The sequence below is a fragment of the Chloroflexus sp. genome, from assembly GCF_034431535.1.
Taxonomy (GTDB): domain Bacteria; phylum Chloroflexota; class Chloroflexia; order Chloroflexales; family Chloroflexaceae; genus Chloroflexus.
In genome coordinates, this window is record NZ_DAOUDC010000049.1 from 60269 (window position 1) to 73709 (window position 13441).

Annotated in this window: 9 protein-coding genes and 1 riboswitch; of the genes, 5 read left to right on the forward strand and 4 right to left on the reverse strand. The window is 60.0% G+C overall.

Annotation, left to right across the window (positions count from 1 at the left end; genetic code table 11):
- Nucleotides 1-109: 109 nt before the first annotated feature.
- From cobO to ltaE, 4 genes are all read right to left on the reverse strand, one after another.
- The gene (gene cobO, locus U9R61_RS11590) at nucleotides 110-712 is read right to left on the reverse strand and encodes a cob(I)yrinic acid a,c-diamide adenosyltransferase (RefSeq protein WP_322488976.1); all 603 of its coding nucleotides are present in this window, start codon (nucleotides 710-712) and stop codon (nucleotides 110-112) included.
- A 125-nt stretch (nucleotides 713-837) separates the two neighbouring features.
- A riboswitch (cobalamin riboswitch) is annotated at nucleotides 838-983 on the reverse strand.
- 76 nt (nucleotides 984-1059) lie between these two features.
- Nucleotides 1060-2577, reverse strand: a complete 1518-nt coding sequence (ilvA, locus tag U9R61_RS11595) for a threonine ammonia-lyase, biosynthetic (protein ID WP_322488977.1) — start codon at nucleotides 2575-2577, stop codon at nucleotides 1060-1062.
- A complete protein-coding gene (locus tag U9R61_RS11600; protein ID WP_322488978.1) occupies nucleotides 2564-4339 on the reverse strand; it encodes a sensor domain-containing diguanylate cyclase in 1776 nt (591 codons plus the stop codon). Before U9R61_RS11600 ends, ilvA begins: the two co-directional genes overlap by 14 nt.
- Nucleotides 4340-4360: 21 nt before the next feature.
- On the reverse strand, nucleotides 4361-5434 hold the full coding sequence (ltaE, locus tag U9R61_RS11605) for a low-specificity L-threonine aldolase (RefSeq protein WP_322488979.1): 1074 nt from the start codon (nucleotides 5432-5434) through the stop codon (nucleotides 4361-4363).
- 510 nt (nucleotides 5435-5944) lie between these two features.
- Between ltaE and bchM the strand changes: the two genes are divergently transcribed.
- The 5 genes from bchM (at nucleotide 5945) to U9R61_RS11630 (ending at nucleotide 13356) form a co-directional block, all read left to right on the forward strand.
- On the forward strand, nucleotides 5945-6625 hold the full coding sequence (bchM, locus tag U9R61_RS11610; protein WP_322488980.1) for a magnesium protoporphyrin IX methyltransferase: 681 nt from the start codon (nucleotides 5945-5947) through the stop codon (nucleotides 6623-6625).
- A 44-nt stretch (nucleotides 6626-6669) separates the two neighbouring features.
- Complete coding sequence (locus U9R61_RS11615; RefSeq protein ID WP_066789123.1) at nucleotides 6670-7005, forward strand: hypothetical protein; 336 nt, start codon at nucleotides 6670-6672, stop codon at nucleotides 7003-7005.
- Nucleotides 7006-7067: 62 nt separating this feature from the next.
- The gene (gene acsF, locus U9R61_RS11620) at nucleotides 7068-8195 is read left to right on the forward strand and encodes a magnesium-protoporphyrin IX monomethyl ester (oxidative) cyclase (RefSeq protein WP_322488981.1); all 1128 of its coding nucleotides are present in this window, start codon (nucleotides 7068-7070) and stop codon (nucleotides 8193-8195) included.
- A gap of 128 nt (nucleotides 8196-8323) precedes the next feature.
- Nucleotides 8324-12061: a magnesium chelatase subunit H gene (locus U9R61_RS11625; protein ID WP_322488982.1), complete on the forward strand. Its 3738-nt coding sequence runs from the start codon at nucleotides 8324-8326 to the stop codon at nucleotides 12059-12061.
- Nucleotides 12058-13356, forward strand: a complete 1299-nt coding sequence (locus tag U9R61_RS11630) for a BCD family MFS transporter (RefSeq protein ID WP_322488983.1) — start codon at nucleotides 12058-12060, stop codon at nucleotides 13354-13356. Before U9R61_RS11625 ends, U9R61_RS11630 begins: the two co-directional genes overlap by 4 nt.
- The last annotated feature ends 85 nt before the right edge of the window (nucleotides 13357-13441 follow it).

Consider the following 13441-nt stretch of genomic DNA (forward strand, 5'->3'; position numbering starts at 1 on the left):
CGCAGAGGGTTGTCTTATCTATCACGCTCGAAACCGAGCTTGCCGACCCACCACTCTCATCCTCTGCGCTCTCTGCGTCCCTGCGGTAAAAAATCCCCGCTGCGATCCCTCAATACTCAATCCCCGGCTGGGCGCGAATGCCCTGATCGCGGAACGGATGCTTCACCTCGTGCATCTCCGTCACCAAATCGGCATACTCGATCAACTCCGGCGGCGCGTAGCGGCCGGTGATAATCAGATGCAGCATCGGCGGCTTATGCGCTTTCAGCCACTCCACCACCTCAGAGACCGGCACCCAGCCGTAGTGCATCACATACGTAAACTCGTCGAGCAAAAAGACATCGAAATCGCCGCTGGCAATCTGTTGCTTAGCCAGCTCCCAGCCGTGCAGCGCCCGCGCCTGCGTCTCATCGAGATTGCGGCTCGTCCACGTAAAACCATCGCCGAGCGGCGTCAGCGTAATCCCCATCCGCTCTAGTGCGCGCAACTCGCCGAACTTAGCCTGCTCGTGCTTGATAAACTGCACGCCACCCACGCGCATGTTGCGGCCCCATGCCCGCAACAGCACGCCAAGCGCAGCAGTGGTTTTGCCCTTGCCATTGCCGGTATTGACGATCACCAAACCTTTGGGTTGGTGGCTGGCCCGCACCGCCTTGCGGCGCGCCTCTGCTTCGGGCGAGGAACCCGACCCGGTCGTGGTTGCATCTTCCATCGATCCGCCTTTGCGTTAGCAGCCAAAAACAACAACCCCGGCCATACTCGCTGGCCGGGGTTATGAAACGATAGCGCAATAAGGTACGCGCGCTTCGCTCATCCTTCTTGGCGCGAGAAGGGCTGAACGAACCTCAACATCGCGGCAGGCATCCTGGCTTCCGGCCCAAGAGGGCCGGTTACAGTTGCGGCACAGCGCTGGACTTGCACCAGCTTCCACCTTTACGCCCTAGCATCCGGGCTAGCGGGACACCGCGATGGGTATGGAATTGCGTATGTGCATTAGTACGTTGATTATAACACAGAATCTCGCATGCGCTAGCAATGGCAATATTGCGCTAGATGGTCTCACTTCAAAAACAGATGGTACGCCGGATGATCGCTCTGTTCTTGGTACGGATAGCCTAACCGGCTGAGTGAAGCGTAAAACCGGTCGAGGTCGGCATCAGGCACCTGAATCCCGGCCAGCACCCGACCATGGGCGCTGCCGTGATTGCGGTAGTGGAACAGACTAATATTCCACGACACATCGAGCGATTCGAGGAACTGGAGCAATGCCCCCGGTCGTTCGGGAAACTCGAAGGTAAAGAGCCGCTCGTCGGTCGCTTCTGGCGCGCGCCCGCCGACCATGTGGCGCAGATGGATGATCGCCAACTCATCGTTGGTCAGATCGAGGACCGTATAACCGGCGTTGCGGAGCTGGTCGGCCAACTCATGGCGCTGACGCGCGTCGGTCAATTGGATACCGACAAAGACGTTGGCATCGGGGCGCGGTGCATAGCGATAATTGAACTCGGTGATATTGTGCGGCCCGATCACCCGGCAAAATTGTTTAAACGAACCGGGCCGTTCGGGGATGGTCACCGCAAACAGCGCCTCGCGCCGCTCGCCGATTTCGGCCCGCTCGGCGACGTGGCGCAGGCGGTCGAAATTCATATTCGCGCCGCAAGTCAGCGCCACTACCGGCAAATCGGCCCCGCGTTCGGCGATATACCGCTTGAGACCGGCCACCGCCAACGCCCCCGCCGGCTCCATAATTGCGCGCGTATCCTCAAACACATCCTTAATCGCCGCACACACCTCATCGGTCGTCACCCGGACAAAATCATCAACGTAGCGCTGCACAATCGCAAAGGTATGCTCGCCAACGCGCCGCACCGCTACGCCATCAACAAAAATGCCAACTTGATCGAGCGTCACCCGATAACCGGCCCGCACGCTCTGATACATCGCATCGGAATCGTCTGGCTCAACGGCGATAATCTCGATATTGGGATTAATGCTCTTAAGAAAGATCGCAATCCCAGCGATCAAACCGCCACCTCCCACCGGCACAAAGACCTGATAGCGTTCGGCCCGCATCTGCTGCGAAATCTCGAGTCCAATCGTCCCCTGCCCGGCGATCACCAGCGGATCGTCATAAGGATGGATAAAGGTCAGGCCCAATTCCTTCTGCAAGCGATAGGCATGGGCCTCGGCATCGCTATAGCTATCGCCGTAGAGCACCACCTCAGCGTTGCGGCGGCGGCACGCAGCGACCTTAATCTCCGGCGTCGTCACCGGCATCACAATCAGCGTGCGAATGCCCAACTGCTGGCCAGAATAAGCCACCCCTTGGGCGTGATTGCCGGCAGAGGCAGTTATCACACCGCGCGCCTTTTCCGCCGGGCTCAGATGGGCCATCCGGTTATACGCCCCGCGCAGCTTAAACGAAAAGATCGGCAACAGATCCTCGCGCTTAAAGAAGATCTGCGCGCCGAGCCGCGCACCAAGCAGGGGAGCCGGTTGGAGAGGCGTCTCTTGCACCACATCATAGACCCGGCTGGTCAGAATCCGTTGCACATAGGTAAAATCAGGGTTCGGCATAGGTAGAAAGCTCCTGTGCGCCACAGACACGGTTGCGCCCTCGCCGCTTGGCGAGATAGAGCGCCCGATCGGCATCAGCAATAAGGGAAGACGGATCAGGATGCGAAACGGGTTGAAAGGTAGCAACACCGATACTGAGCGTGAGCGTAACCTGTCGCCCATCAACCAGCAACGGCGTCGTCGCCACCATTTGGCGTAAACGGTCGGCGACAACTAACGCCGTCTCATACACCGTTTCCGGCAAGATCAAACCAAACTCTTCGCCGCCATAACGGGCCAGTATATCGACATCACGCAGATGCTGGCGGCACCGCTGCGCCAATTCGCGCAAAATGTGATCACCGGCCAGATGGCCGTAGATATCATTTACCTGCTTGAAATGATCAATATCGATCATCGCCACGCTTACCGGCGTCTGATAACGGCGCGAACGATCCAACTCGTGCTGGAGGATATGAAAAAAATGACGCCGGTTGACCAGTTCGGTCAGGGTGTCGGTTATCGCCAACGCCTGAATCTGGGTAAAGCGCAGCGCCTGATGTAGAGCCACTGCAACCGTCGCCGCCAACATCTCGAGTGCGCTCAAATCAGACATCGTATAGGCATCGAGGTGATCGTGCCACGCTAGCAATGCGCCAATAATTCGATCACCAACCACGAGCGGCGTTGCCAAGAGTGATCGCTGAGGCAGGTCGCCTTCAACCTCAAGCGCCGGTTGTATTGCCGGTGCAGGCAGGGCGTGCACTCCTGACAGCCGCAGCGAGACGCCGAAACGGAGCACGTAGCCAGCAATGCCGTGCGTCAACGGCAGTTGTAACTCCGGTTGGCGACCAGTCGGTGTCACCAGATAAACATACTCGACCATCTGCTGGTCATTCAACAAAGCAATCACAAAACCAGCGTGGGGAATCAACCGGTCGACAGCGCGATGGATGGCCTGATAGAGTTGTTCGAGATCAAGCGTGGCGCCAATCTCGATACTAGCTTGGTAAAGAATGTAGCGTTCATCGGCATTGCGAATGGCGCGCTGGTACATACGGGCGCTTTGCAAGGCGATCGCGGTCTGGTGGGCGATGGCTTGCAAGAGATCGCGATCATTCTCTTGAAAAGGCTCGTTCCGGAGGCGATACACTGCCAAGATACCCAATGGCGTCTTGCCATGCATAATCGGCGTCGCCAGCAGTGAAGAAACCCCAATCCGCGCTAATTCCGGCAAGGCCATTGGATGGGCGGCGTAGTCTGGAATAAGGATCGACTTCCCCTGCTCGATCATCTGCCACATCAACCCGCGTTGCGAGCCTTTGGCCGGTGTCACCAAATCAACTGGCAGATTCACGAGATGGCCGGGCAGCAAGCGATCGTGATCCGGATCGTACACCGGGAGCGCGCCAGCATCAGCATCGAGCAGATCCATCGCAAAGCGCACCACATGCTCCAGCACATGGTTCATCTCAAGTTTACTGGACAGCGTGAGCGCCATTTCACCGAGCCGGTGATCAACCAGCAGATTTTGCATTGGCTGCCGGAACGTGATCAACAGACCGAACGGCACTCCCGCTGCTTGCCACAACAACTGGCGTTGCATGACATATTGCAACCCGTTGAGGAAGACATCCGCGCCATTTGCAGCCTGAACGAAATCTGGCAACAACGGCTCCACATACGAAAGGAGCGGCAACATCGCCTCGCTTGCAGCGATCATCTGGCCGTTAGGCGACACAAGGATGGACAGTTCAGATGTACCGAACAGATCAACCTTCATACCCGCCCACTGTCAGCGAGATTAGGCCAAGATCTCAGCCGCAACACTGATCACGCGCTCAATGTGCATCCGCTCAATACCATAATGAGTCACCGCACGGATGCTCGTATGGCTCATGCTCCCCATCAAGATACCCCGTGCGCGCAACGCTGCCAGAAAGTCGTCTACCCTCAGGCGCGGATGGGTCAAGGTAAAGCGCACGATGTTGGTCTGGACTTTGCTCAAATCGATCTGCACACCCGGCAACTCGGCTAGACCAGCGGCAAGCAACCGCGCATTGGCATGATCTTCAGCTAACCGATCAACCATCTCGGTGAGAGCAACGATACCGGCTGCCGCAATCACGCCGGCCTGCCGCATCCCGCCGCCAAGCATTTTGCGCACGCGGCGCACGCGGGCAATCACTTCGGCTGACCCGGCGACCAACGAGCCAACCGGCGCGGCCAATCCCTTCGAGAGGCAGAACATCACCGTATCGACGTGCGCCGTCAGATCAGTCACCGGCGCCCCCAACGCCACCGCTGCGTTAAAGATGCGCGCACCATCGAGATGCACCGGCAAGCCCTGCGCGCGCGCCAGCGCATGCACCTGCGCGAGATACTCCGGCGCCAACACGACGCCGCCACGGCGGTTATGGGTGTTCTCTAAACAAATGACGCCGGGCGGAGCAAAGTGGTTATCATTAATCGTGGTTGCCGCCTCGGCTAAGGCTGCCAAATCGATCGTGCCATCACCTGCGGTCGGGAGCGGATGGTACACGAGCCCGCCTAACGCACTAGCGCCGCCGGCTTCATAATGGTAGATATGGCTTTCGTTGCCGAGGATCACTCGTTGGCCGCGTTGGCAATGGGCTAACAGCGCCGCCAGATTGCCCATCGTGCCGCTGGTCACCAGCACCGCCGCCTCTTTGCCAACCCGCTCGGCAGCCAGGCGCTCAAGCGCATTGACCGTCGGATCCTCACCGTACACATCATCACCCAATGCCGCCTCAGCCATCGCTGCCCGCATCGCCGGGCTGGGCAGCGTCACCGTATCGCTGCGCAGATCGATCCGATCGTCCGGCGCATCGACGACAGGCAGAACATAGCCTTGCATAGTGGAAGTAATCCTCCGTGGCACATCATTGACATAGCATTGCCCCATTATATCACGCGGCGCACCGATAAAGTTGGCAAAACACCATCGGTCGGATTGCGAACTGTACGCACTAGAATTGATAGGCGACTCATGCCACGCACCGCAGACCGCTGTGCCGTATACAGCCGTGCCACGCCCAGCCGTGCGCAGCATTACAGGGTGGTGATTTCACAACTCATGTAAAAAATCACCCCTGATACACCGCGTGACATGGTATTTTCTACCGAATAACCCCGCATTCTAATGCCCAATTCACCATTTTTAACCAAACGCAAAGATTTTGCACAAAGATTGTCTATATTCCATGTTGTTGACTCTCATGCTACAATTTGCTTGAACGTTCGTAGTTTTGATTCCGCACTACAACTCTCGTCTGATATTTCGGTTGCGATTCTTCATTCGGCACGCGGTCATTCTTTGTGAACGTAGTTCCAAGTTTGGACTACAGGCGAGCTAGAGGAGAACGACGTGCTAGAGATCTCACAGCACAAAGCTCAACTGCGCGACTACTTCAACGGTTTGGGCTTTGAACGCTGGTCAGCCATCTACGGCAACGCCCCGCTGTCCCTTGTTCGGCAGAGTATTCGTGAAGGCCACAACCGCATGCTGGCGGTCGCCGATGCGTGGCTGGCTGATCAACCACCCCCGACGACGGCGCTTGATGTTGGTTGCGGCGTTGGTTTGTTCAGCCTCATGTTAGCCCGCCGTGGCTACCGGGTGCGCGCCGCCGACATTGCGCCGCAGATGGTTGCCGCTACCCAGCAGGCCGCCGCTGAAGCCGGCTTGTCAGATCGGATTGAGTGTATCGAAGCTGATATCGAGTCACTGCGCGAACCGGCGCAGGTGGTCGCCTGCTTCGATGTCTTGATCCATTACCCGCAACCGGCTTTTGGTCAGCTCTGCACCCATCTCGCTCACCTCACCGAGCAGACGTTGCTGCTGACATACGCGCCATACAGCGCATTGCTCGCTGCCCTGCACCGGATCGGCGGCTGGTTTCCGCATAGCCAACGCCGCACTGAAATTCAGATGATCCGCGACCAAGAGGTCGTTAGCATTCTGGCCCGCGCCGGATTGCGCGTGTGCCGCGTCCAGCCGATCCGCAGCCGGTTCTATCACGTCACGTTGATCGAGGCCAATCGGGCCTAGTTTCATAAGGATGTAGTTCAGCAACGCGACTACAGGAGCGAGACATGCGACGATTGCTGGCATTGGTGGCCCTTGGCGCAGCCGCGTTTGCGCTGCACAAGTGGTATAACCGCGAGGTGTTGCTCGAGGGGGAGGGGTTTGTTCGCTTGCAGAGCGAGCACGAGCATTTCCATTTTCACGTCGATCTGCCGCCCGGTATGGAGATTCAGCCCGGCGATACGCTCGAAATTATGCATCTGCCGCCGACCGAAGATGGTCGCACCAACGGCGAGATTTGCTACCGCAGCCCCATCCGGCTCTATAAGGCCAGTTGGCTGCGCCGCTTTCTGACCAAGAAGAGCAGCCTCGTCGAGATCAACGAGCTAGTCGAGCATCCGTAGAGTTGGGGTTGGGCCTACAGCCCGGAGCATAAATCAAGTGACCGAACGCAAAGGAGCGGAGCATGTTCTGGATCAATCCGTTGATGATGGAAATGCCCGGCGAGTTTAGCCGTACCACTCGCCATGCCCTCAAAGAAGCCATCCTCTCACCCCGCTTTTACACCACCGACTTTAAGGCCATCGATAACCTGCAAATCGATCGCAATGGCCTGCGCGACGAGTTCGACTGGATCCGCGACGAGTTTGCTTACGACTACAACCGCACGCACTTCCGCCGTACCGACGAGTTTTTGCAGAACTTTGACGATATGCCTGAGCGCGATTCGTTTATCGATTTTCTCGAGCGCTCATGCACCGCCGAGTTTAGCGGCTGTCTGCTCTATGCCGAGATGGTCAAGCATCTGCACGATCCGACTATGAAGGCGATCTTCAAGTATATGAGCCGCGATGAGGGCCGCCACGCCGGCTTCCTCAACCGCACCATGGCCGACTTGAATGTCGCGCTCGATCTGACCGTCTTGCAGAAGCGCAAGAAGTACACCTACTTCCAACCCAAGTTTATCTTCTACTCGGTGTATCTCTCGGAGAAAATAGGCTATTCGCGCTACATTAACATCTACCGTCACCTAGAACAAAACCCGCAATACTGCATTCACCCGATCTTTAAATGGTTCGAGCAGTGGTGCAACGATGAGTATCGCCACGGCGAGTTCTTTGCCTTGTTGATGCGCTCGCAGCCTGAGATGCTGCAAGGCGCCAACCTGCGCTGGATTCGCTTCTTCCTGCTCGCCGTTTACGCGACGATGTACCTCAACGATGCGCGCCGGGCCAATTTCTACGCTGCCCTTGGCCTCAATTGGCGCGACTATGACCAGAAGGTCATCCGGCTGTGCAACGATATTTCAACGCAGGTCTATCCTGAGACAATGAATCTGGATGACCCGCGCTTCTTTGGCTATATGGATAAGCTGGTCGAGTATGACCGCACGTTGCGCGAACTGGAGGGACGCAACGATCCGATCGCGTTGGCCCAATTGGCGCGCCTCAAGGCGGCAATCGCGCTGCGCCTGCTGGCGATTTATCGCCTGCCCACCCGCAAGACCACCGAGGCGATTCGCTGGAAGGGCCTGCCCGGCTTCCCCAATTACCCCGGCCCTAACCGGCCGCAGCGGGTGATGGCAGCCGATTAGCGGTTACAGAGCGCCTTTGCCCGAACGAAACACGTTCTAGCTCCGGCGGCAGGAGCCATTCCTGTCGCCATGGGTTCGCTTTTACTGAAAACACTGGTTTCGCCCGGTACGAGTGGTGAGGAACGCTAATGCATTTCGTGGTTCTAACCATCGACGGCAACCATCGTCCGGCGCTGCTGGCGGCTGCTGACCGTCTGCGGCACGAGCATAAGGTCGCGCTGACGCTGGCGGTGTACGATGCGGCTACCTTGCGCGACGCCGCCGGATGGGCGCAGCTTGATCGCGATCTGGTCAAAGCGGATTTCGTTTTCGGCGCGCGCCTGTTTAGCGAGGATTTAGTGCGCCCGCTGGCCGACCGGCTGGCTCACCTCGATAAGCCGACCTTGATCATTACCTCTAACCCGGCGCTGATCCGTTGCACCCACATCGGCGGCTTTTCGCTGCGCCGCGAGCACGATAGCGAGCCGGGGCCGATCCGACGCTGGGTGCAGAAGCTGCGCCCGCAGGGTGGGGCTGGTGAGGCCCGCCGCCAGCTTGCGATCTTGCGCAATCTGAGCAAGGTGCTGAAGGTAATCCCCGGCACCTCGCGCGATCTCTATACCTATATCACTAGCCACCAGTATTGGCTCAACGCTTCGCCGGAAAATCTCTACCGCTTGCTCTGCGTGCTGATTGCGCGCTACGGTCCGCAGCCGCGGCCTAAACTGCCCCAGCTTGATCCGTTGAGCTATCCCGATACGGCGCTTTACCATCCCGATGCGCCGGAACTGTTCGCGTCGCTCAACGATTACCGGCGCTGGCGCGGCAAGCGGATTCCCAGTGGAGGCAGCGTTGGCATCCTCACCTTGCGCACGGTGGTGTTGAGCGGAAATACGCCACATATTGATGCGCTGGCCCGCGCTATCGAGACCCGCGGTCTCGAGGCGCGCGTCGCCTACGCCGCCGGTCTCGATATGCGCCCGCTGCTTGAGAGGGAACTGGCTGATGTCGATATATTGGTGAACGCGACCGGCTTCGCGCTGGTCGGTGGCCCCGCCGAGAGCCAGCCCCAGCAAGCCGCCGAGGCGCTGACCCGGTTCGACCGGCCTTATCTGGGGTTGGTGCCACTCGCGTTTCAGCGGATCGATGATTGGCGCACCGATGATAATGGGTTGGTGCCGGTGCAGCAGGCGTTGAGTGTCGCCATTCCTGAACTGGAAGGCGCTGCCGAGCCGATCATCTTTGGCGGGCCGGCTGCCGATGGCCAACGTTTTGCACCGGCCCAAGCCGAGATCGAGCAGATCGCTGACCGGATTGCGCGCCGGGTGGCGTTGCGCCGCACGCCGAACACGCAGAAACGCTTGGCGGTGGTGATCTACAACTTCCCGCCCTCGTTGGGCACGGTCGGCACCGCGGCCTATCTCGATGTGTTTGCCAGCCTCTTTAACCTGTTGCAGGCGCTGGCCGCCGATGGCTACCGGGTGGAAGTGCCGCGCAGCGTCGATGAGCTGCGCCGCCTGTTACTGGCCGATGGCCCGGCCCACGGGGCCGATGCCCATATCGCCGATTGGCTCAGCGCCGATGAGTATCGCCGCCTCTTCCCGGCTTACACCGAGATCGAACCCTACTGGGGGCCAGCACCGGGTGAGTTGTGGCGCGATAACCGCGGTATCCGCATCCTTGGCCGCCAGTTTGGCAATGTCTTTATCGGCGTGCAGCCGAGCTTTGGCTACGAGCGCGACCCGATGCGGTTGCTGCTCGCCAAAGACGCCGCGCCGAACCATGCTTTCGCCGCGTTCTATACGTGGCTGACCCACAAGTTCCGCGCCGATGCGGTCATTCACCTCGGCACCCACGGCGCGATGGAGTTTATGCCGGGCAAGCAGGTCGGTCTCAGCGCGCGCTGCTGGCCGCTGCGTCTGATCGGGCCGCTGCCCAATTTCTACGTCTATAGCGTCAACAATCCGAGCGAGGCGGCCATCGCCAAACGGCGCGGCGCAGCCACGCTAGTCAGCTACCTTGTGCCGCCGGTGCAGCAGGCCGGTCTCTACAAAGGGTTGCGCGCGCTGCGCGACGCGATCGAGCAGTACGAGCGCAATCCCGATCCAGCGCTGGTGGCCGATCTGCGCGATCGGGCGGCGCAACTGGGCATTCCTATGGAAAGCAGTGGCGACGATCATGCCGACGTCGCTGGCTTGGCCCACGAGTTGCTGCGCATCGAGCAGCGTATGATCCCGCTCGGTTTGCACGTCCTCGGCCAACCGCCCGCCCCCGCCGAATTGGCCGATTTCTTGCTGCTGTACGCTAGTTTGCAGGCCGATGGCGGCCTGCCGGCTCTGATTGCGCGCGGGATGGGGATCGACTACCAGCAGCTCTGCGCCCGCCTGAGCAGCGATTTGGCGGCCCAAAACCAGATGCGCGCGATCGAGGCCCGTGGCCGCGCGGCGCTGCTGGCCTACGCCGAGGCTCACGATGCCGAGGCCGGCACGCGAGCCGCCGCCGCCAAGCTGGCTGATCTCGTCCCCGCCACTGCGCTGCGCCCCCTCTGGCCCAAACTGGCCGAGCTGCGCAACGGCCTGCTCGCCAACGACGAGCTGCGCAACCTATTACACGGTCTGCGCGGCGGTTTCATCCCGCCATCACCGAGCAACGACGCGGTGCGCAACCCGGCGGTGTTGCCCACTGGACGCAACCTGTTTGCGCTCGACCCCTACCGGGTGCCGACACCGGCAGCGATGCAACGCGGCGAGGCGCTGGCGAACGAGCTGTTGGCCCGGCTGCGCGCTGAGCAGGGGGCATGGCCGCAGAGCATCGCTATCGTGCTGTGGGGCACCGACAACCTCAAGAGCGATTGCGAAGGGGTGGCGCAGGTGCTGGCGCTGATCGGCGCGCGCCCGTTGATCGACGAATTGGGCAACGTGGCCGATATTGCCCTCCGGCCATTGGCTGAACTGGGTCGCCCGCGCATTGATGTGGTCGTGACGGTGAGCGGCATCTTCCGCGACCTGCTCGGCAACCAGATGCGCTTGATCGACCGCGCCGCCTACCTCGCGGCAGCGGCTGATGAACCGCCGGAATGGAATTTCGTTCGCGCTCACGCACGGGCGCAAATGGCCGAGAGCGGCGTCACACTGGAAGAAGCGGCCATCCGTGTCTTTGCTAATGCTCCCGGCAGCTACGGCGCCAACGTCAACTTCCTTGTCGAGAGCGGCACATGGGAGAGCGAGGATCAACTGAGCGACGCCTTCCTCTCGCGCAAGAGCTTTGTCCGCACCGCTAACGGCCAATGGCGCGAAGCGCGCGGCTTGCTCGAAGGGGCGCTCCGCCACGTCCAAGCTACCTTCCAGAATATTGACAGCTTTGAAGTTGGCCTGACTGATATTGACAACTATTACGAGAACCTTGGCGGCATGGCAAAGAGCGTCGAGCGGATTCGCGGCCAAGCGCCGCCGGTGCTGGTCGCCGACGCCATCAGCGCTCCCGGCGCTAGCCGGGTGGCCTCGATTGAAACTATGCTGCGGCTGGAAACCCGCGCCAAGCTGCTCAACCCGAAATGGCATGAAGCGATGCTGGCCCACGGCTTCGCTGGCGTGCGCGAAATCGAAGCCCGCGTCGGCCATACCTACGGCTGGAGCGCCACCGCCAACGCGGTCGAAGATTGGGTCTACGACGAGATTGCCGCGACCTACGCGCTCGACGATGCGATGCGCGAGCGCATGGCCGCGCTGAATCCAGCCGCTGCCGCCGGCGTTGTGCGCCGACTGCTCGAAGCCGCCGGACGCGGCTTCTGGGCCGCCGATGAAGCAACCCTCAACCGCTTGCAAGAGATTTACCACGATCTCGAAGATCGTCTCGAAGGCATTACCGAAGAGAGGAGTGTGGGATGAGCTGGTTCAAAATGATACGTCTTGGCATGCTGCATGTAGCTGTTGCTATCAGTTTGGTGCCGATCACTGGCGTGCTCAACCGGATTATGATCCACGAACTGGGCATCATGGCCAGCGTCGTCGCGGCGCTGATCATCCTGCCGCACCTCTTCTCGCCAATACAGGTCTTTATTGGCCAGTTTTCTGATCGGCATCCGATCTGGGGCTACCGCCGCACCCCCTACATTGCGCTCGGCATTTTGCTCTGCGTAGTTGGCGCGGCATTGACGCCATTCGCCGCCTTCGCGATGGATGCCAACTTCTGGCCGGGGCTTGCGCTGGCATTGATCATCTTCGGGATGTGGGGCATTGGCTTCAACACCGCCGTCGTCTCGTACCTCGCGCTGGCGAGCGATATGTCGCCCTCACACCTGCGCTCGCGCACGATTGCGGTGATGTGGTTTATGATGATTACCGCCGTGATCGGCACTGCGATTGGCGCCGGACGCGCGCTCGAGCACTATACCCCCGAACGGTTGATTGAGGTATTCGCGATCGCGGCCGGAATTGCGCTCACTATTGGCGCCCTTGGCTTGATCGGCCTTGAGCCGCGCAATGCCACCCCCGTCAGCCACGAAGAGCGCCATAGCGCCGCCGACTCGGTGCGCACGGTGCTCGGTGATCCGCTGGCCCGCCGGTTCTTTATCTATCTGATGTTTATGCTGTCGGCCATTCTCGGCCAAGATGTGTTACTCGAACCGTATGGCGCGCAGGCGTTTGACCTCAGCGTGCGCGAGACCACCCAGTTGACCGCGACATGGGGCGGCGCGACGCTGCTGGCGCTCCTCTTGCACGGTATCTTCTTTAGCCGCTGGCTCACCAACAAGCGCGGGGCAATGTTGGGCGGAGCTATTGCCGCCACCGGTTTGAACCTGATTGCGCTCAGCGGCATCCTGCATATCCAACCGCTGTTTGTACCGGCAGTCGCCCTGCTCGGCTTCGGCACCGGTATTGCCACCGCCACCAACCTCGCCCTCATGCTCGATATGACCACGCCACAACAGGTAGGACTCTTCATCGGCGCGTGGGGCGTCGCCGATGCGGCAGCGCGCGGCTTGGGCAACTTGCTGGCCGGCATGCTCCGCGACATTACCGCGCTTGTGGTCGGCCCCACCAGCGCTTACGCCACTGTCTTCCTCGTTGAAGCGCTCATCCTCTGCACTGCGTTGGTCATGCTGCGCACGATTGATGTGAGCGCCTTCCGCAGCCAGCGCCGCGAGCTGGGCCAGTTGGTGGCGGTGATTGGCGATGCATAGAAAAATATAGAAATTTGTAGGTTTTGAAACTGAATAGAGGTATAATAGGGCGGCCCGCGCCCTTGCAACGGCGCACCGGCGCGGG